Source organism: Anaerolineae bacterium, from assembly GCA_035529315.1.
In the GTDB taxonomy this organism is placed as follows: Bacteria; Desulfobacterota; Desulfobacteria; order Desulfobacterales; family ETH-SRB1; genus Desulfaltia.
On the sequence record DATKWZ010000030.1, the window covers coordinates 40,588 to 59,875 of the forward strand.

At 42.3% G+C, this 19,288-nt stretch carries 18 protein-coding genes; 15 read left to right on the forward strand and 3 right to left on the reverse strand.

What is annotated here, in order from left to right; genetic code table 11:
* Window positions 1–119 precede the first annotated feature (119 nt).
* On the reverse strand, window positions 120–1,718 hold the full coding sequence (locus tag VMW78_05565) for a SidJ-related pseudokinase (GenBank protein ID HUV50470.1): 1,599 nt from the start codon (window positions 1,716–1,718) through the stop codon (window positions 120–122).
* 296 nt (window positions 1,719–2,014) lie between these two features.
* On the opposite strand from VMW78_05565, the gene bioB reads away from it, so the two are divergent.
* Genes bioB through bioA form a run of 6 tightly spaced genes read left to right on the forward strand, consistent with a single transcriptional unit; the run spans window position 2,015 to window position 7,645 of the window.
* Window positions 2,015–2,929: a biotin synthase BioB gene (gene bioB / locus VMW78_05570; GenBank protein ID HUV50471.1), complete on the forward strand. Its 915-nt coding sequence runs from the start codon at window positions 2,015–2,017 to the stop codon at window positions 2,927–2,929.
* Window positions 2,917–4,095 (forward strand): 8-amino-7-oxononanoate synthase, encoded by a 1,179-nt coding sequence (gene bioF, locus VMW78_05575; GenBank protein HUV50472.1) that lies wholly within the window; start codon window positions 2,917–2,919, stop codon window positions 4,093–4,095. Before bioB ends, bioF begins: the two co-directional genes overlap by 13 nt.
* The gene (locus VMW78_05580) at window positions 4,055–4,750 is read left to right on the forward strand and encodes an alpha/beta hydrolase (protein HUV50473.1); all 696 of its coding nucleotides are present in this window, start codon (window positions 4,055–4,057) and stop codon (window positions 4,748–4,750) included. The genes bioF and VMW78_05580 overlap by 41 nt, the downstream gene beginning before the upstream one ends.
* Window positions 4,737–5,528, forward strand: a complete 792-nt coding sequence (gene bioC, locus VMW78_05585) for a malonyl-ACP O-methyltransferase BioC (protein HUV50474.1) — start codon at window positions 4,737–4,739, stop codon at window positions 5,526–5,528. Before VMW78_05580 ends, bioC begins: the two co-directional genes overlap by 14 nt.
* A 60-nt stretch (window positions 5,529–5,588) precedes the next feature.
* Entirely contained in the window at window positions 5,589–6,305 is a 717-nt protein-coding gene (bioD, locus tag VMW78_05590; protein ID HUV50475.1) for a dethiobiotin synthase, read from the forward strand.
* Window positions 6,302–7,645 carry an adenosylmethionine--8-amino-7-oxononanoate transaminase gene (bioA, locus tag VMW78_05595; protein ID HUV50476.1) on the forward strand — a complete coding sequence of 448 codons (1,344 nt, stop codon included), beginning with the start codon at window positions 6,302–6,304 and terminating at the stop codon, window positions 7,643–7,645. Before bioD ends, bioA begins: the two co-directional genes overlap by 4 nt.
* A 5-nt stretch (window positions 7,646–7,650) precedes the next feature.
* Here bioA and VMW78_05600 read toward each other — a convergent pair whose 3' ends face one another.
* Window positions 7,651–8,802 carry a pyruvate carboxyltransferase gene (locus tag VMW78_05600; protein ID HUV50477.1) on the reverse strand — a complete coding sequence of 384 codons (1,152 nt, stop codon included), beginning with the start codon at window positions 8,800–8,802 and terminating at the stop codon, window positions 7,651–7,653.
* Between the two features lie 346 nt (window positions 8,803–9,148).
* On the opposite strand from VMW78_05600, the gene VMW78_05605 reads away from it, so the two are divergent.
* The 4 genes from VMW78_05605 to VMW78_05620 all read left to right on the forward strand — a co-directional run bounded on the left by VMW78_05605 (window position 9,149) and on the right by VMW78_05620 (window position 14,902).
* The gene (locus VMW78_05605) at window positions 9,149–9,598 is read left to right on the forward strand and encodes an Hsp20/alpha crystallin family protein (protein ID HUV50478.1); all 450 of its coding nucleotides are present in this window, start codon (window positions 9,149–9,151) and stop codon (window positions 9,596–9,598) included.
* 298 nt (window positions 9,599–9,896) lie between these two features.
* Window positions 9,897–11,510 (forward strand): hypothetical protein, encoded by a 1,614-nt coding sequence (locus VMW78_05610; GenBank protein HUV50479.1) that lies wholly within the window; start codon window positions 9,897–9,899, stop codon window positions 11,508–11,510.
* A gap of 247 nt (window positions 11,511–11,757) precedes the next feature.
* Window positions 11,758–14,349 (forward strand): leucine--tRNA ligase, encoded by a 2,592-nt coding sequence (leuS, locus tag VMW78_05615; protein ID HUV50480.1) that lies wholly within the window; start codon window positions 11,758–11,760, stop codon window positions 14,347–14,349.
* A gap of 34 nt (window positions 14,350–14,383) precedes the next feature.
* Window positions 14,384–14,902, forward strand: a complete 519-nt coding sequence (locus VMW78_05620) for an LptE family protein (protein HUV50481.1) — start codon at window positions 14,384–14,386, stop codon at window positions 14,900–14,902.
* Here VMW78_05620 and rpsT read toward each other — a convergent pair.
* The gene (rpsT, locus tag VMW78_05625; protein ID HUV50482.1) at window positions 14,899–15,165 is read right to left on the reverse strand and encodes a 30S ribosomal protein S20; all 267 of its coding nucleotides are present in this window, start codon (window positions 15,163–15,165) and stop codon (window positions 14,899–14,901) included. The genes VMW78_05620 and rpsT overlap by 4 nt on opposite strands.
* A gap of 97 nt (window positions 15,166–15,262) precedes the next feature.
* Between rpsT and murJ the strand changes: the two genes are divergently transcribed.
* From murJ to coaBC, 5 genes are all read left to right on the forward strand, one after another.
* Window positions 15,263–16,831 (forward strand): murein biosynthesis integral membrane protein MurJ, encoded by a 1,569-nt coding sequence (gene murJ / locus VMW78_05630; GenBank protein ID HUV50483.1) that lies wholly within the window; start codon window positions 15,263–15,265, stop codon window positions 16,829–16,831.
* 17 nt (window positions 16,832–16,848) lie between these two features.
* Window positions 16,849–17,127: a septum formation initiator family protein gene (locus tag VMW78_05635; protein HUV50484.1), complete on the forward strand. Its 279-nt coding sequence runs from the start codon at window positions 16,849–16,851 to the stop codon at window positions 17,125–17,127.
* On the forward strand, window positions 17,124–17,390 hold the full coding sequence (locus VMW78_05640; GenBank protein ID HUV50485.1) for a hypothetical protein: 267 nt from the start codon (window positions 17,124–17,126) through the stop codon (window positions 17,388–17,390). Before VMW78_05635 ends, VMW78_05640 begins: the two co-directional genes overlap by 4 nt.
* A gap of 203 nt (window positions 17,391–17,593) precedes the next feature.
* Window positions 17,594–18,070, forward strand: a complete 477-nt coding sequence (locus VMW78_05645; protein HUV50486.1) for a hypothetical protein — start codon at window positions 17,594–17,596, stop codon at window positions 18,068–18,070.
* A gap of 10 nt (window positions 18,071–18,080) precedes the next feature.
* Window positions 18,081–19,286, forward strand: coding sequence for a bifunctional phosphopantothenoylcysteine decarboxylase/phosphopantothenate--cysteine ligase CoaBC (coaBC, locus tag VMW78_05650; protein HUV50487.1), 1,206 nt, complete (start codon window positions 18,081–18,083; stop codon window positions 19,284–19,286).
* Window positions 19,287–19,288 lie beyond the last annotated feature (2 nt).

A 19,288-nucleotide genomic window follows, 5' to 3' on the forward strand; every position in this document is an offset into this window, starting at 1 on the left:
TATTTTTAAATTGAATAAAAAAACAAAGGCCGAACATTGAATGACTATTTCTGTTTCTTTTCAGATGTTCATCTTTTTCCATTCGATGTTGGACGTTCGATGTTGGACGTTCATTTTTTTCAGTCCTTTTTCGCCAGATATCTGCCCCCTATACAATAGGCTGACACCACTTCCAGGCATTGAATAAGTTCCGGCACAGATATACTCTGATTAAACCCGCCAAGATGTGGGCCGGTCTGGATGGTAATATCTGCGGCATCTTTATTAAAAGCTTCTATCTCTTCTTTTGAGCAGCCTCTTGCGGCCAGAAAATCTATAAACTCCTTTTCCGTCATTTCTATTTGATCAGCCACTCTCAGAATTTCCTCCATATGATGATCAACCCCCATCTCTTCAATTATACGGGGACTGAGCTGTTCAATGTTAAAAGGGATATCACCGCAGAAATTTTCTTTTACAAATCCATTATAATACTCATGAAAAATGCTCTGAAGAAGTTCCTGCAAAAAGGGTTTATCAAAAAGATATCGGACATCCACAGGTTTTCCATGCTTGTCGAATCCAACCTTGTCAGCCTCAAAGTTACGGAAGTAGCTGCCGGTTACCAGCACCAGGCTTAATATCTGTCTGCCGATGTGCCTGTAAAGCTCCCGGCTCGATCCCTGATATGAGATAAGATGTTCAAAATCTCTTATGCCGGTTATTCCGAAATTTGGGTGCCGGCATGAATACAGCCACCTGTCAAGTCTGCCGCCATGGTGCCATTCATAGACACCCTGATCCGCTCTTCTGTTGCGCTGCACACGATTATGGAAAAGAGGAATAGGGGCGGAATGAACAATGCCCAAAGAGGTTAATTTCCCCAACAGCTTGGAATTTCTTAATATTACCTCTCTGAATTTGTCCTTGGTCAGTTGTCTTGCTTTTCTATGGTCGTTCGGATAGCTGAAATAGTCCTTATGAGCTATATAAGCTATAGCACAATTGTGTTTTGGATTAATATACGATCCCTCCGGAGGCCTGACCGGCAGGTTTTTAAGCCTGAACAGATAGCTTCCGTTAATCTGAAGAGGCTGAGGAATCTTAAATCCAACGGGTAAGGAATAGCCATAAGAAGACAGATAATGCATCCATTCCGCCTCTTTTTTTATTAATTTCACCCCGCTTTCGGTTGCAGCCGATTTTACAACAAGTATTTTGGAGCTATTATTTATTGGTGCGACCATACTCCTGCCAAGAATTACCGGGCTATTACAGGCGGCAATATTGTTAAGCTTTAATATGTCATCCCACCTTGCATATGGTATCTTTTCAGAACAATACTCAGGCATACCGGGGCCGCAAATTTGAAGGGGAAGTGATCCCATGGCTTCGGTAGCAGCCCTTTGCTGCATGCCGGAGCCTGTATTAACAATCTGTTTCAGGGAAGAAATGCTTTTTTCTGACAGGGACTCGTCAGCAGAAAGAACCAGAATAGAGGCCAGTGCATCAGCAGCCTCTTTATAGAGAAAAAATGATTGTGTCTGGAAGGTGTGCTTTGGATCTTCAAGAACATTTTTCAGCGCCGAGATTGTTTCCGGCCGGATAATTTCCGGATTTGCCCGGACAAGCTGATGCAGATCCTGAACAATCATAAATGCAGCGCTAAAATCCAGGTGTTCGTTTTTGAGCGCATTTTCCAAATTGCTTTGTTCTCTTTCCAGATTCCGATAATACATCTTAAGCTCAAATAATAACGACCAAATCCAAATAATTTTAACGGCTCATTTAGTCTCTTGGCAATAAATTTCTTTGCGTACTCTGCGGTGAATATAAAAACTCTGCAAAATAAACATAACCTGATTTTATTTATGCGTAAAGTAGAATGTGCATGATTTTAGCAGCTCTTTACAGGGGACAGGGTTTTAACGATCCTTGCATTTTATAATCAGTGTAGTATGTTAAAAACTTGGGGATCATATATTATAATGTATAAAGTTTTATAATAAACTCAATTTACGAAACGGTTACGAATATGTATACAAAATTACAGGATTTTCAGAAACTATCTACCTGGCAATTGATCTTGCTTGCCAACGAGGAAAGAAAACGCCTGGCAGGAGGAAAGATTGAGCTGTGCAGTATCACCAATGCCAAATCAGGACGTTGTGGTGAGGATTGCAGATTTTGCGCGCAATCAATTCATTATAACACAAAAATTTCTGTATACCCGTTAAAGAGCAAAGATGAATTGCTGGCCCAGGCGAAAAGGGCAAAAGAGATCGGGGCAAAGAGATTTTCTATTGTTACCAGCGGAAAGGGGCCTGACCGGCAAGAGGTTGAAAAAATCGCTGAAGTGATAAACATAATAAAGGAAAAAATCGGAATATCCCCTTGCGCCTCTTTAGGCATACTTGACACAAAATCTCTTGTCCTTCTAAAAGATGCCGGACTTAACCGGTATCATCACAACATTGAGACATCTCGACGGTTCTATCCCAATATTGTCACTACCCATACATTTGACGACAGAATCAGGACGATAAGGGCGGCCCAGGAGGCCGGCCTTGAAGTATGCAGCGGCGGGATTATAGGGCTGGGCGAAAGCGAAGAAGACCGGGTTGATATGGCTCTGACGCTGAGAGATCTTAATGTAAATTCGATTCCGATCAATATACTTGTTCCTTTGAAAGGAACGCCGCTTGAAGGAACAGAAAACATTTCAGCAGCAGAAGTTCTGAGAACCATCGCGATATTTCGCTTAATCACAGGCAACATGACAATAAGGATAGCGGCCGGCAGAGAATCGGTTTTAAAGGATTTCCAGGGATTAGCCTTTATCGCCGGCGCAAACGGCATGATGATAGGAGGATATCTGACTGTAAAAGGAAGGTCTCCTGAAGAAGACCTTGCCATGATATCGGAGATAAGAAAGTTATGGAATGGATAGATGCTTACCTGGATGAACGAAAAAAGCAGCATCTGCTGCGGACACTCAAACCTCTGCGGCCTGCCGGGCCGGGCCGGGTATATATAAATGACGTAGAATATCTGAATTTTTCCTCCAACGACTATCTCGGCCTTGCCGGACATCCACGACTTATCGAAGAGAGTCAAAAGGCGATCAATGGATTCGGAACGAGTTCGTCTGCTTCAAGGCTCATGAGCGGCGATCTTTCCATCCACCATCAGCTTGAAGAGATGACAGCCGATTTTATCGGCAAGGAAAAGGCTATTTTGTTTGGAAGCGGTTATCTGGCAAATATCGGCCTTATATCGGCCTTATGTGACAGAAAGGATGTTATATTCTCTGACCGTCTTAACCACGCAAGTATCGTGGACGGAGTCCTCCTTTCCGGCGCGCGTTTTTTCCGTTTTCAACATAACGATGTTAACCACCTTGAAACATTGATGAAAAGGGAAAGAAAAGGATTTAAAAAAGCGTTCATCATTACAGAGTCTCTGTTCAGCATGGACGGAGACGTGGCGCCGCTAAAAGAGATCGTGGAATTAAAGGAAAGGTATGACGCTCTTTGTATGATAGATGAGGCCCATGCTGTCGGCGTTATCGGAGAAAAAGGAACAGGTGTTGCCGAAAAATACGGATTAACAGACAAGATAGATATTATTGTAGGAACTTTTGGAAAGGCGCTTGGCAGCTATGGCGCGTATGCCGCGGCATCAGCGGGACTGATCGATTATTGTATCAACAGGGCAAGAAGCTTCATATATTCAACAGCGCTTCCCCCTTCTGTAATCGGCGCAAGTATAGGGGGAATAAAGATGGTGGTGGAAGAACCGGCTCGGAGATCCGTCCTGCTGGAAAAGACCAAATATTTCAGATCTCTCCTAAAAGAAAACCGCCTTAATGTCATGGGGAACGCCCAGATCGTGCCTGTGCTTGCGGGTGAAAATTACGATGCATTGAATATCTCAAACAGGCTTTATGAAAACGACATTTTTGCTCTTGCCGTGCGTCCGCCTACCGTACCTGAGGGAAAGGCTCGTGTCCGGTTTTCCATTACCTTCAATCATTCCAAAGACGACCTTAAAAAGGCTGCGGATGTGTTAAAATATGCGTTTAAACAGATTCCAATATCTAAACAGGGGGCATGACGAAGTTCTTGTACTGATCCCGGGATGGGGGTTTGACGCGAGAATATTTGAGCTGCTTGATCTTGATTTTAATTATCTTCTTCCGCAAATAAATGATCCAGAGGGTTTCAGCGCAGATCTTATGGGCGCGCTGGTTGAAAATCGGATTAAAAAGGTCTCGCTCTTTGGATGGTCAATGGGAGGATTTTTGGCTATCAATTTTTTAGAGGAATACGGCAGGGAGTTTGTGCGGGAAATCTTTTTAGTTTCCATGAGAAAAACCTATCCAGAGAAAGAAATCGATTCCCAGATCGCCCTTTTAATAAAGGATCGCATATTATATCTGAGCCGGTTTTACAGAAATTGTTTCATGGGACAAAAAAGGGCATTTGCGTGGTTTAAAGAGCGCATGTTTTCATCCTATATAGAGATGTTTGATCTGAAATTCCTTTTGAAGGGGCTCGATTATCTGATGCAACAGAGGCTTGAGACTACTGCGCTGAAAGAAAATCCTGTAAGGATCATCCATGGGGAAAAAGACCGGATTGCGCCTTATTCCGAGATAGTTGAGATGGCAAAGGATATCTCTTTCCCCGGGATGGTTACCTTTAAAAAAAGCGGGCATATCCCGTTTCTTGAGCCTGATTTCAAGGAAAGATTTTATGCCGGGATATAAACAAAGGATAAAAAATTCGTTTTCAAAGGCTGCCCGCACCTATGATCAATATGCTTTTGTTCAGAAGGAGGTTGGCGTAAGGCTTATAGATTCAATACAGCCTCATTTTTTTCAGAATATCCTTGAAATCGGATGCGGGACAGGAAATTACACGGAGATGCTGCAAGAAAGGTTTCCGTCAGCCGACATTACAGCCATAGATTTCTCGCCTGAAATGATCTCTGTCGCCGCTCGCAAATTAAACAGGAAAAAAAAGGTCAGGCTATTTGTTAATGATGCAGAGGGGTTTATTCCGGAAAACGGAAAAAGATACGATCTGATTACTTCAAATTCCACCTTTCAATGGTTTGCGGATTTAAAGAAAGGATTGGAACACTACCATGAGCTGCTCACCAACAGAGGTATGATTGTTTTTTCAATGATGGGGCCTGAAACATTCTATGAGCTTTATGAAATAATGAAGGGTATATATCCAGGAAAAGTAAATATGGCGGCGCAATATTTTATGCAACATGATGATGTGAAATCTCTTTTGCACACGGTTTTTAAAAAAGTCAAAATAAGCGAAACCCTGTTTACAAGAAGACATGATAATATCCTTGATCTGTTAAGGACAATAAAACATACCGGAGTAAATATTAGAAGGAACGGAGACCGTATTCTGTTTACTCCGGCGCTTCTTGAAAAGGCTGAAAATGCTTATATAAAAAGGTTTGGGGCAATAAGGGTAAGTTATCAGGTTTTTTTATGTGAGGCCGGCTACATTGAGAATTATTAATTTTAAATGTTAAATTTTGAATTAAAAGGGGATGTTTTGCAAAGGTCTCGTGGACGGTCTATGAAAAATAAAAGCTTATTTATTACAGGCACCAATACAGGCATAGGCAAAACCGTTATATGCGGCTGCCTGGCCAGGTACTTGAGCCGCAAAGGTATTAACGTCGGGATTCAAAAATGGGTAAGCACCGGAAACAGGAATACCTCGGATGACATGGATTGTTGTCTCTCGATGCTTGGAAGGGAAAAGGAAGATATTGACAACCCCTTGCTTTTACACCCATATACATTCGATTTTCCAGCCTCTCCGCATCTTGCCGCAGAAATGGAAGGGAAAGAGATTGATATTAATAAGATTGCAGAAAGCTATCATACGCTTGTGCAAAGACACGATCTTCTTATAGTCGAAGGGGTGGGTGGCGTCCTGGTTCCTCTTACCCAAGACCGTCTTCTGATCGATCTTGTGGCAGATCTTGCAATTCCGGTCTTAATTGTTACTGATAGCGGTTTAGGCACAATCAACCATACCCTTCTTACCATCGAGGCCCTGACAAAAAGAGGCATCCCGATATTAGGCATGGTCTTTAATTTTGCAGGAAAAGAGAATAAAATAATAGAAGCAGATAATATAAAAACTATTTCCAGGATAGGGAAAAGACCATCGTTTGGATCATTATCCAGGGTCGATTCAACGGAAGCGTTAATCGCTGAATTTGAACCTATAGGGAAAAATATTCTGAAAGCGCTAAATAGATCATGGGAGCATATAATATTATGAGTTTTGACTTATTGGAAAAAGACAGAAAATATATCTGGCATCCTTATACCCAGATGAAAGATTATGAAAAGGAATATCCTGTCCTGATTGAAAAGGGGGAGGGTTGCCGTCTTTACGACCATGAAGGGAATGTCTATTATGACACCATCTCTTCCTGGTGGTGTAACGTCCACGGACACAATCATCCCTATATCCGGTCCGCGATAAAGAAACAGCTTTCCGAGCTTGATCATGTTCTCTTTGCCGGGTTTACCCATAAGAATGCAATATTGCTTGCAGAAAGTCTGGTTCAATGTTCCCCTGAAAATCTTAGCAAAGTCTTCTATTCAGACAACGGGTCCACCGCCTGCGAGGTAGCCCTGAAAATGTCATTCCAGTTTTGGAAAAATAAAGGGCAGGAAAAAAAGGAGAAATTTATCGGGCTTGAAAACGGATATCACGGCGACACTGTCGGAGCGATGAGCGTCGGCGGGATCTCGGTCTTTCATCAAACATTTGCTCCCCTCCTTTTCCCTGCATTTAAGATACCTTCTCCCTACTGTTACCGATGTCCGTGCGCTAAGAAACGGGAAACTTGCGCCATAGAGTGTGTTGATCCACTGGAGGAACTTCTTAAGGAACATAACAATGAGATCGCGGGGATCATCCTTGAGCCTATGATGCAGGGATCAGGCGGATTTATTATCTATCCTGTTGAATATCTTAAAAGGGTTTCAGAACTTGCCGATGCATACAATATCCATCTGATAGTGGATGAGGTTGCCACCGGTTTCGGAAGGACAGGAAAAATGTTTGCGGTGGAACATGCGGATGTTAAGCCGGATTTTATGTGCCTGTCAAAAGGGATAACCAACGGGACCCTTCCCCTTGCCGCTACCCTGACGACCGACGCGATATACGACGCCTTTTATGCTGATTATACCAGCAACATGACCTTTTATCACGGTCACACCTATACAGCCAACCCGTTAAGCACTGCCGCAGGATTCGCCTCTTTAGAGGTTTTTAAAAAAGAGAAGACCCTGGAAAATGCAGCGGCAAAAATTGTAACTTTTCACAGGATCATCCAAAAATTCAGAGAGATTCCGATTGTGGGTGATGTAAGATATATAGGGATGGTAGCAGCCTTCGAACTTGTAAGAAATAGACAAACCAAAGAACCGTTCTCCTTTGAAGACAGGATAGGATTGTCGGTTTACAAAAAAGGGCTGAAAAACGGATTGATCCTTCGCCCATTGGGGAATGTCATATATCTCTTTCTTCCGCTCTGTGTAACAGAAGAAGAGTTGATGGATATAATAGATCGGACATACGGTGTGCTTGCGTCATTAGCGGTTTAAGGCTTTTAAGGCAACACAGCTTTTGGATTCCAGTCTCCGGGAATCTTTTGTCCGGTCTCTTCGCCTAATTTTATCTTTCTTTCCTTTAAACCCGGCCGGGCAAATTCCATATGCCCTTCATTTAAAGTCCGGCCATTGATTATAGCCTCGGAGCGGAGTCTCCGTCCAATTGTCTTTTCCATCTGCCTGCCAAGCCACAGGATGCGGTCAACATCATATCCATGCTCGATGCCCATCTCGTCAATCTGTACCAGCGTATCCTCAAGTGTAATTAGACCCACATATCTGGGATCTTTATAATAATATTCTCCGGTTCCTTTGGTGGGGCAGTCGTCCATGAAGTTTGCCGGCTGCCCGCCAAGGCCTCCCAGGGTTGCCTCAAAGCTTGTAATTCCTGCCTGCAATGCAGCCAGAACAGATGCCGACGCTGTGCGCTTTGTTTCATGGAAATGGGCGATATGGAGTGCAGCGTCGGGAATTTCATCAAGTGTCCTGGAAAAATAACGGTAAACATCAGGAGCTGAAGCGCTGCCGTCATGGTCCGCATGTTCAATGTCATGGGCTCCGATTTCCAGCCATCGTTTTGCAAATTCCACTGCCTCCTTCATGTCCTTAGCCCCGCCAATTGGACTCCCCCAGATAGTGCTGACCGTTCCGCACATCTTCATTCCCGCATCATTGCATTTTTTAATGCAACGCTCCGCCTCTTTCCAGTATTCGGGAAGCGTTGTCCCTGAGTTTGCAAAATGATGCTCTTCTTCCGTAGAAACCATCATCAGAAGACGATCAGGCCCAACCCCCTTTTTTCTTAGTGAAATAGCGCGATCAACCGCTGTTTCGCGGATCGTAATCGCTGTAAAGCAGATATCGTCATAATTAACCCCCTTTCTTTCACATTGTTTTTTAAACCGGTCCCCTTTAAGGTGTTTAAACAAATCTTCAGCATCCCTGAACTGAGGCATTGAAAATGAGCTTCCAAGATTAGTTACTTCAATATGCCTGCAGCCCGCGAATATCAGCTCTTCAAGATAAAATATCTTTGCCGCAGTGGAAATGAATTTTTCTTCATGCTGAAAACCGTCCCTAATCGTTATGTCGCCGATAGTTACCTTTCCGGGCATTTTGGGAAAAATCTTCCAAAAATCATATTCAGTCATATCAAGGGCTCCTTTCTAAAAGGCTTTTACCACAGATCACAGAGGTTTTCTATAAAAAAACTGTAACAGGATCTCCGCTTTGCTCCGACAAGCTGCGGGGAATGCGCTCGCTATTGCGATTCAGCCACCGATCTACGCTGATCATTACTGATATCCCCCTAACGGCAAAAGTTGTATTTGGAGACAGTATACGTAAATGGTTATGCTATTATCGGGTTTACTTATAATCTCTTTTTTTCTTGACAGAACATCCAATATGATTATTTTTGATAAACAGAGTAATAAATAATTAAAGCAAGCTTGTTCGGAATATAAAATCAACCCAATATAATAAGGAGGTGTTATTATGACTCTCGTTAGATGGGATCCTTTCAGAAATGTAGCAACCTTGCAAGACCGTATTAATCGTATGTTTGATGAAAGCTTTCTCCGTTCAAAGGACTTTGATGATGAGGTTAGCCTGGCTTCGTGGAAGCCCACGGTAGACATTTATGACACTGATGACGCTATTATTCTCAAAGTTGAACTTCCCGGAGTAGATAAAGAAAAAGTTACTGTTGATGTTAATGATAATGTATTGACTCTTAAGGGTGAACGATCCATTGACAAAGAGATTAAGGAAGAAAACTACTGCCGCAGGGAAAGAAGTTTTGGTTCATTTCACAGATCTTTTACGCTGCCGACAGCTGTAAATCCCGAGGATATCAAGGCGACCTATAAAGACGGGATCCTTACGGTCGAAGTTCCAAAACCGGAAGAAAAGAAACCAAAACAAATAACCATAGATATAAAATAATTACCGGCACATAGCTGAAATACAGTTCATCCTCAAAGGCAGGGTCTTTAACAGGTCCTGCCTTTATTTTTCCAGCGACAAAAGATCAAGGCAATCTTGAGTAAAGTTCTAAAGCTTCTATCATCAGAAAAATGGCATCAGAAAAATGGAAAAACATATGAAAGGCCAGCTGCTCAAATTAAACAGAGAATATACATTCTTGACAATTAAAACTCAGATGTGTTTTTTATCTAATTTGTAAAAGTTCACCACAGAAGGGCAGGTGGTTTCACTGAAGGTGTAACCAAAAGGAAAATGTATGAATGAATTGTCTGTAAGGACTTGCGTATCAAGTTCCGGTGAATTTATTTATGGCATTCACAAGCCTGATTACACGGTTGTCAATCTCAGAGAAAAAGATCACATAACAACGCTTGGACATATTAACGGCAAAACTGCTGTTGAAAACAAAATTAACTTTCCGGCAAATGATGTAAAAATTGATAACGCAGACTGGGTATTCGAGATCTCCAACCCGTTTCCTTTTATGGGCGCAACTTTTATATTAAAGTCAAGCGCCGACAAAAGAATAGAAAATGCAAACCCCTTTGATATTATTAACAAATATAAATCTTCGAAATTAAAAGCCCATATAAATGAGTTTGAAGACAATGACCCGCTTACTATATCATTGGGCCGAATGTCCACAGACGCGGACCTGCTTATCGAGTTAGCCCAAAAGTCGTGCTTGTTTGAGTTTGATCCACATACAGGAGAGCCTGCCGGCATTCAATATGAAAAAACAAAAAATGGGGGGGTTCAACAGGCAATTAAAAATCGCCATTTGTTTGAAATCGTATCCAACAATCCTTTTTTACCTGATACTTATAAGCAGGCAATGGTACTTATTCCAGGCATCCAGGGCCCCAATAAAATCGTGGGAGAGTATAAAAAGTCTGCGGGCACTCATATCTGGGAATATCTGAGAGAAAACAGTTATATCCCATGGGGACATTATGCAGCAAACATGGCACATGATTCCATCAGGTATAAAATCAAAGCACTTAAGAAAGAGGATTTGATCGGTCTCAGGCATTTATACTACCAGAGGGTTTACACACAGGTTGCCCAGAGTCTGGAAATTCCCATTCCCGCAAAAAAACGCAGTTTCACAGAAGAGGAGTTAGAGTCTTTGCGGATACATCTTCTTAAAACCATAAAACATCATGAAGATGATAAAAATAATTTACCCTTTAACGCATCAATGTGGGGATGGAATTTCGGATTTGATCTGTCTCCTTCAGGATATCGGCTCAATGCATCTCACCAGCAAATACACCAGCAATTTGCGATAGTGCCCAAATATACTCCGGGTTTTATCAATGGGAAAAATGATGAAAGCCACACTTTATTTTCAACCTATACTCAAGGAGATGAAGTAGCTCGCTTCTGCCGCGGGTTCAGAAATAGTACCGGCAAAAACTTCTTTGAAACATACATTAATGCCATAGAAAATAACAGGAGAATGGATGGCAGAAAAGACAGGGCAAAAAGCCTTGTCTTCTATCAGGACGAAAACATCATGGCTTTTGTACCCAAAGCCCAGCGCTCTCAGGGAGAAGTACAGATTATGACCACAGCAAAGTGCGGCAATATTCTTGAGGCGGATTCTACGGTGAGGAGGTCTCTGGACACGGCTATTTTGACAACCGTAAGGATGCTGGAAAAATTGGGTGTGGAAATGATGATTTGTTACGAAACATCCAAGAGATTTGATAATCCGGACAATGACCATCGGCTTATGTACACTTTTATTCCCCGTCATCCTAAATCGCCGGGGACTTACAGTCAGTGGCTATATCGCTGGATTATCGGGCATTATCCCGAAGACTTCGCTCATGCCTGCAACAAGGCCGTTAATCAGGGATTTTGATATCCGGCTTGAAAAACCTGCTCCCCATGCGCCTGTCTCAATGTACAGACATACCGACTCTTAAACCCAGATATTAACTTGGCAGCCTCGAAAAAGAACAGGTCGAAAAGAGAGGTTCGGACGCTTTCAATACAACCGGAAGTTGATTGCAACCCTTGCTATTAATAACATATTATGGCATATTAATATAATTTTGATTGTTTACCCTCCTTGAACCAGCTTTATTGATAAAGGCATTATGTAGAAAATGGACAAGAAATACGATCCAAAAACCGTTGAATCAAAGTGGCAATCCTGTTGGGATGAGAAAGGGCTGTTTAAGTGTAAAGAGGATCCTGACAGGGAAAAGTATTATATTCTTGAGATGTTTCCCTATCCTTCAGGCAAGATACACATGGGTCATGTCAGAAACTACACCATAGGGGATGTGGTCGCAAGATATAAAAGAATGCGGGGATTTAATGTTCTGCATCCAATGGGATGGGATGCTTTTGGAATGCCCGCGGAAAACGCCGCTATTGCAAACAATACCCATCCTGCCGGATGGACATACGATAATATCAAGTCGATGCGATCTCAGCTGAAGCGCATAGGTTTCAGCTATGACTGGGACAGGGAAATAGCTACCTGCAGGCCCGAATATTACAGGTGGGAACAGTGGCTGTTTTTAAAGATGTATGAAAAAGGGATGGTATATAGAAAGGAGTCTTTTGTAAACTGGTGCAATACCTGTAAAACTGTTCTTGCCAATGAGCAGGTAGAGGCCGGCATGTGCTGGAGATGCGGGAAACCGGTTCGCCAGAAAAAGCTCTGGCAATGGTTTTTCCGTATAACCGATTATGCAGAAGATTTGCTTGCTTATTGCGACAAGCTTTCCGGCTGGCCTGACAAGGTCATCACCATGCAGAAAAACTGGATCGGCAAGAGCATAGGCGCACAGATAAGATTCCCGATTGAAAATGCCGAAGATAATTCAGACAAGATTATACCTGTATTTACAACCCGTCAGGATACGGTTTTCGGAGCAACCTTCATGTGTCTTGCCCCTGAGCATCCGCTTGTGCCAGGGCTTTCAAAAGGCACCGGCCAGGAAGATAAGGTTGGAGAGTTTGTGGAACGGATGTCAATGCAGGATAGATCTGACAAGGCTGTTGAAAGTTATGAAAAGGAAGGGGTTTTTACCGGTTCATATTGCATAAATCCATTGAGCAACAGGCGCATGCCTATATATACAGCTAATTTTGCTCTCATGGAATATGGCACAGGCGCTGTTATGTCGGTGCCGGCACACGACCAGCGTGATTTTGAATTTGCCAAAAAATACGGTCTTGACATTATTGTTGTTGTAAAGCCTTTTGATAAGGACCTTGATGCAGACTCCATGACCGAAGCATATACAGGTGAAGGGGTTATGGTCAATTCCAGCCGGTTTGACGGCATGAACAACAAAAAAGCCCTTGATGAAATCGCCTCTTTTCTTGACGAAAAGGGCTTTGGAGAAAAAACAGTCAACTTCAGATTAAGGGATTGGGGTGTTTCCAGACAGCGTTACTGGGGAGCCCCCATTCCCATGGTTTATTGCAATAAATGCGGGGTTGTTCCCGTCCCTGAAGAGGATCTTCCGGTTGTATTGCCTGAGGAGGCTGATCTTTTGCCAGGAGGAAGGTCGCCGCTCGCAGGTCTTGATTATTTTGCAAGAACCAGGTGCCCGAAGTGCGGCAGCCCGGACGCAAAAAGAGAAACCGATACAATGGATACATTCGTTGAATCCTCCTGGTATTTTGAGAGATACTGCAGCGCAGATTACAATGGCGGCATGTTTGATACAAAGGCTGTTTCCTACTGGATGCCGGTTGATCAATATATCGGCGGGGTTGAGCATGCTATTTTGCATCTGCTTTATTCAAGGTATTTTACACGCGTGCTAAAAGATCTTGGACTTGTTAAATACAAGGAGCCTTTTACCAGACTGCTGACACAGGGTATGGTCTGCAAGGAGACTGCTTCCTGCTCTGAGCATGGATTTCTTTTCCCTGAAGAAGCCAAAGGCGGTTTTTGCAAAAAATGCGGCAACAAGGTCATAATAGGCCGGGTTGAAAAGATGTCCAAGTCAAAAAAGAATGTGATAGATCCGAATATTATGCTCAAAAAATACGGCGCTGATGTTACACGGCTCTTTTGTCTTTTTGCGGCTCCGCCCGAGAGGGACCTTGAATGGAGCGACCAGGGGGTTGACGGGTCATACCGTTTCCTGAATCGTATATGGAGCCTTGCGGCAGTCTGGATCGATTTGATAAAAGGGGCGATCCCTTTTAACGGCAGTCCTGACGAACTGGACGAGAGCATACGGATTTTATATAAAAAAGCCCATCAAACAATAAAAAAGGTTACCGATGATATAGAAGGCAGGTTCCATTTCAATACAGCAATCAGCGCTGTAATGGAGCTTGTTAATACCATGTACGGCATAGACCCGGCAACAAAAAGCTCTGAAGCCGCGGGAGTAATGAGATTTGCCGTGGAATCGGTTATACTGCTTTTATCACCCATAGTTCCACATTTTACTGAAGAACTCTGGGATGCCATGGAGCATAAATCCAGCGTTCTTTTGGAATCATGGCCATTATACAGAGAAGATGCTCTTGTGCAAGACAGCCTTGAAATAGTAGTGCAGGTAAACGGCAAACTTCGCAGCAAATTCAGGATAAGCGCTGATGCGGATGATGCTGCCATAAAAGAGATGGCTCTTTCAGATGAACGCGCAAGGGAATTTATAAATGATAAATCCATAAAAAGGGTCATTGTCGTTAAAAAGAAGCTGGTAAATATTGTAGTGTAATAATGATGAATTCGCAAAAAGTCGAAGGAGGAAAATGCTTTTTAAAGGAAAAATAATTTGGGCTGTCTTTGCGATATTGTGCTTTTTGGCTTTTTTGTCAGCATGCGGCTACAGGTTTGCCGGAGGCGGGACTCTTCCGTCAGGTATAAATAGTGTTTGCGTAACAATTCTTGAAAACCGCACCTCTGAAATCGGAATTGAAAATACATTTACAAACGATCTTATCTATGAATTTACGAGAAACGGCAAAATCGCAGGCATGGACGAGGCAGACGCTCTCCTTTCCGGTGTAATTAAATCAATGAGTATTGAGACGATATCACACAGCGGGGCTCAAACCTCCCTTGAAAGACGGGTAACATTTACACTTGATTTGAAATTAACAGATAAGGACGGCAGGATACTTTGGTCAACAAAAGATATTGCCGGCAACGAGGCCTATGTCGTGGTTTCTGACAAGCTATTGACAGAGCAAAAACGACATGATGCAATTTCAATCCTTTCAACAAGGCTTGCAGAAAAGGTTTATAATAGCCTGACAGAGGATTTTTAGGCTGTAATCGACCTTACCAGGCTGGCAAGGCGGGAAACTTTTCGAGATGCATTTTTTTTATGAATAGTTCCCTTTTTTGCTGCTTTGTCGATAATAGATTGCGCTTGATTAAGTTTGTTTAAAGCTGTTTCATTCGACTCTTTACCTGAGGCAAGCCGTACATCCTTGACAATGTTTTTAACCTTGGTCATCGTTGTTTTGTTACGCATGCGCCTTTCTTTATTCTGGCGCGCCCGTTTTAATGCTGATTTATGATTAGCCAATTTATATAACTCCTTTGCATAAGTTTAAAAGATTTTAGCTACATAATATTAAAAAGCATGTCAAGTTAAATTTAACGGTTTTATTTAAAAGCAATCAATGTCTGAAAATACACGCGTGACAAAAGCTGCTGGGGTCGTAGGCTCCGCAACCTTATTAAGCCGTCTGTTCGGCTTCATAAGGGATGTCGTAATTGCATGGTTTTTTGGGGCCGGACTCAGTTCAGACGCTTTTTTTGTAGCATTCAGGATCCCAAACCTGCTGAGAAGGCTTTTTGCCGAAGGTTCGCTTAGCATTGCATTCATACCTGTGTTTACGGAATACCTTACGGTCAAAGGCAGAGAGGAAGCCTTTAAGCTGGCCGGAGCCGCCATTTGGCTTCTTTCCATGATCCTTGCGATTGTCGCGGTTTTGGGCATTCTACTTTCCCCTGTTATTATAAAGATTATTGCGCCCGGATTTATTGACTCGCCTGAAAAGTTTTCCATGACAGTAAATTTGACCCGTATTATGTTCCCTTATATTTTTTTCATCGGCCTGGTAGCCCTTTCCATGGGAATTCTGAATAGTCTGGGCCACTTTGCCGCTCCGGCCCTGGCGCCGGTTTTTTTGAATATTGCAATGATATGTTCGGTATTTTTTATTTCACCATACATGCCTGATCCGGTAACCGGCCTTGCCATAGGGGTGCTTATCGGCGGTTTTCTTCAGCTCGCTCTTCAGATCCCCTTTCTTATTAAAAAAGGATTGTATTTTTGGCAAAGGGTAAAAATATTTCATCCAGGGCTGAAAAAAATTGGCCTGTTAATGATTCCAACCGTATTCGGATCCGCTGTTTACCAGATTAATATCCTGGTTAGCACCCTTCTTGCCTCATTACTGTCTGAAGGAAGTGTTTCATATCTTTATTATGCAGACCGGCTGGTGCAGTTTCCTCTCGGCATATTTGCAATAGCGGCTGCTACCGCTATTTTGCCAAGCATCTCAAGGCAGGCGGCGTCAGGGGATTTAGAGGCTGTTAAAGCCACCTTTTCACATGCAATGAATCTGGTGTTGTTCATAACAATACCTTCCATGGTCGGCCTTATTATACTAAGGGAGCCGATCGTTGCTCTGTTATTTAAAAGGGGTGTTTTTGATTCCAAAGCTACACAATTGACTGCGCAGGCTCTTTTATATTATGGTATAGGTTTATGGGCATTTTCAGGTGTAAGAATAGTTGTTTCTACATTTTATGCTCTGCAGGACACAAAGACCCCTGTACGCATGGCCGTAATATCGATTATTGCCAATATAGTGCTTGGGATTATTCTGATGGGGCCGCTCGCTCACGGGGGCCTTGCCCTTTCCACCTCTCTTGCTTCAATGCTGAACTTCGGGCTTCTTGTTAGGGCATTAACAATAAAACTTGGTTCATTAGGATTAAGAAGTATTGCCGAATCTGCTTGCAAAAGTTTGCTTTGTGCCGCAATAATGGGTATAATTATTAGCATTGTTTCCATTTTTATGATTCCCTTAACAGACGGATCTATATATGGCCTTTTTTTCGGGCTTATGGGAACAATAATAATCGGCTTTCTTCTTTATGGATTCTTTTCCTTTTTAATAAAAAGTCCGGAACTGCGAAAGCTTTGGGGTATAATTGTTAAGGGCATTAAAAAAAGTTGACTACCAGGCAAAATATCATGCTGTCTATAGTAATATTGATTCTGTTTTCCCTGTTTTTGCTTATAATATTTGGAGACGATGGGGTTGTCGATTTCGTCAGCATAAAGGGTGAAAAGGATAGACTGGTTGAAAAAAATGAAAAGCTTAATCAGGAGAACCTTAATATGTATCGTGAGATAGACAGGTTGAAAAATGACCCCAAGTTTGTCGAAAATGTGGTAAGACAGGAATTAGGAGTAATAGGTAAAGATGAGGTTATATTCAAAACAGGTAAAAAGCAGGACAACAAAAAATGACAGATCATCCTGATTTTTATACAAAAACCATGGCAAAGGTTTATAGCGACCAGGGCTATTTAAGCAAGGCGGCTGAAATCTATAGATTACTTTTAAAACAGGAGCCTGACAGGAAGGATCTTGTTGACGAGCTTTCCAAAATCGAAAAAAAACTTTCTGAAAAAGCTCCAAGTAATGCTGTTTTATTGCTTAGCAAATGGATTAATCTTGAGCTTAAATATAACAACTTGAAAAAGCTCAAAAATATTAAAAATAGATTGTAAACATAATAGGTTAACTTTGATAGCATCGTAAAAAGTCTAAGAACTACTTTTACGAAACGTGTTAAGTGTTAGGTGCTAAGTGTTAAGAGCTTGATATGACAATTAAATGTTTTATCTTAACACCTAACACTTAACACTTGATGAATTTGACTTTTTACGAGTTCATCAACATTAGACCATTGTAATTATAAGGAGGTAAGGTCATGGCAATAATAAGGCAGAGAAAAAAGGTTTTGGCATTTATCGGAATAGGTGCTGTTTTTTTTCTCATAATTTCCGGATGTGCGGGAGGAAAATCGAAAAATAGCGACCCTGAATCGCAAGTTACAACCCCTAAAGGGCCTTCCCCTCTATATTATGATTTTGGAGATGTGCTTATACCAAACGAATTAAAGGTCAACAAAAAAGAATCCTTTGTATACAAAACCCCCGGATTTTCCGCAGGTGTTCTTGTTTTAAGCGGCAGGGTCGCAATAAGCTCCCTTATCGCCTTTTTTGAAAACAATATGCAAAAGGATAACTGGAGGATTATAAGTTCATTTAAGTCTCCGCGAACCGTCATGCTGTTTCAGAAAGAAAGCAGATGGTGCATGATAAACATGTCTGAAGATTTTAAAACCTATGTTGAGGTGTGGGTTGCGCCTACAATTAATGAAGCGGAAGCAGGGCTTCTTAAATAAAAAAATTATTATGCAAACCAAAATAGACAATAAAAATATCGTTCTTGGTGTATGCGGCGGGATTGCAGCATATAAGAGTGTGGAATTATTAAGGCTTCTTAATAAGCAGGGGGCAAAGGTCAGGGTAGTAATGACTCAAAATGCCCGATCTTTTGTCGGGCCGCTGACCTTTGAAGCTTTATCAGGTTATCCGGTCTGCTTTGATCTTTTTCAAAATATTGATAGAAAAAATGATGCGTCCATAAGGCACATTGATTGGGCAAGGGATGCGGACGCGGTGATCATTGCTCCTGCAACAGCCAATATTATCGGCAAGATCGCAAACGGCATAGCTGATGACGCCTTGACCACATTAATGCTTGCAGTAACAGCCCCTGTTCTTTTGTGCCCTTCAATGAACTCTCAAATGTATGCGAATAAGGCGCTATGCAGAAATCTTTCCACACTAAGGAATGATGGATATTTTATCGTTGAGCCGGAGGCGGGTGAGCTTGCATGTGGCGATTCCGGTCCAGGACGTCTTCCTGAACCAAAAGATATACTGGACAGGCTTTTATGCTGTCTTGCCCCAAAGGATCTGAAAAGTAAAAAGGTTCTTGTAACAGCGGGCCCGACGCGGGAACCGATTGATCCTGTCAGGTTTATCAGCAACCCTTCATCAGGCAAGATGGGCTATGGCATTGCAAAAGCAGCAGAGCACAGGGGAGCCAATGTTGTGCTGATTACCGGGCCGACAAATCTTTCCGATCCGGTTAATGTAGAAGTAATCAGGGTGGGAACGGCAAAGGAGATGGCGCGGGCTGTGTTTGAGCATATGGAAGATGCCCATATTATCATAAAAGCAGCGGCAGTTTCCGACTACAGGCCTGTTGATTCGGCAAAACAGAAGATAAAGAAGGGAAAAGATGAGATTGCTTTGTTTCTGAAAAAAAACCAGGATATTTTAAAGGAGCTTGGCAGGAAAAAAAAGGATCAGATTCTTGTTGGTTTTGCCGCGGAAACAGAGAACCTTGAAATCAACGCGGAAAAAAAACTCGCGGAAAAAAAACTTGATATCATTGCAGCAAACCTTGTTAACAGCCCCTCTTCAGGATTCGGAACAGATACCAACAAGGTAATCCTTTTTTATAAAGATAAGACCAGGGAGGCTCTTCCTGAAATGTTAAAGGATGATCTGGCGCATATACTTTTAGATAGGATTGTAAAAATGCTGTAGAA

Excerpts from the sequence above, each read along its gene's own strand:
- VMW78_05610 (HUV50479.1), top strand. The coding sequence starts at position 9,897 with ATGAATGAATTGTCTGTAAGGACTTGCGTATCAAGTTCCGGTGAATTT.
- murJ (HUV50483.1), top strand. The coding sequence starts at position 15,263 with ATGTCTGAAAATACACGCGTGACAAAAGCTGCTGGGGTCGTAGGCTCC.
- VMW78_05640 (HUV50485.1), top strand. The coding sequence starts at position 17,124 with ATGACAGATCATCCTGATTTTTATACAAAAACCATGGCAAAGGTTTAT.
- coaBC (HUV50487.1), top strand. The coding sequence starts at position 18,081 with ATGCAAACCAAAATAGACAATAAAAATATCGTTCTTGGTGTATGCGGC.
- leuS (HUV50480.1), top strand. The coding sequence starts at position 11,758 with ATGGACAAGAAATACGATCCAAAAACCGTTGAATCAAAGTGGCAATCC.
- bioA (HUV50476.1), top strand. The coding sequence starts at position 6,302 with ATGAGTTTTGACTTATTGGAAAAAGACAGAAAATATATCTGGCATCCT.
- VMW78_05605 (HUV50478.1), top strand. The coding sequence starts at position 9,149 with ATGACTCTCGTTAGATGGGATCCTTTCAGAAATGTAGCAACCTTGCAA.
- VMW78_05635 (HUV50484.1), top strand. The coding sequence starts at position 16,849 with ATGCTGTCTATAGTAATATTGATTCTGTTTTCCCTGTTTTTGCTTATA.
- VMW78_05620 (HUV50481.1), top strand. The coding sequence starts at position 14,384 with ATGCTTTTTAAAGGAAAAATAATTTGGGCTGTCTTTGCGATATTGTGC.
- VMW78_05580 (HUV50473.1), top strand. The coding sequence starts at position 4,055 with ATGCGTTTAAACAGATTCCAATATCTAAACAGGGGGCATGACGAAGTT.
- bioF (HUV50472.1), top strand. The coding sequence starts at position 2,917 with ATGGAATGGATAGATGCTTACCTGGATGAACGAAAAAAGCAGCATCTG.
- VMW78_05565 (HUV50470.1), bottom strand. The coding sequence starts at position 1,718 with ATGTATTATCGGAATCTGGAAAGAGAACAAAGCAATTTGGAAAATGCG.
- VMW78_05600 (HUV50477.1), bottom strand. The coding sequence starts at position 8,802 with ATGACTGAATATGATTTTTGGAAGATTTTTCCCAAAATGCCCGGAAAG.
- bioC (HUV50474.1), top strand. The coding sequence starts at position 4,737 with ATGCCGGGATATAAACAAAGGATAAAAAATTCGTTTTCAAAGGCTGCC.
- bioB (HUV50471.1), top strand. The coding sequence starts at position 2,015 with ATGTATACAAAATTACAGGATTTTCAGAAACTATCTACCTGGCAATTG.
- bioD (HUV50475.1), top strand. The coding sequence starts at position 5,589 with ATGAAAAATAAAAGCTTATTTATTACAGGCACCAATACAGGCATAGGC.
- VMW78_05645 (HUV50486.1), top strand. The coding sequence starts at position 17,594 with ATGGCAATAATAAGGCAGAGAAAAAAGGTTTTGGCATTTATCGGAATA.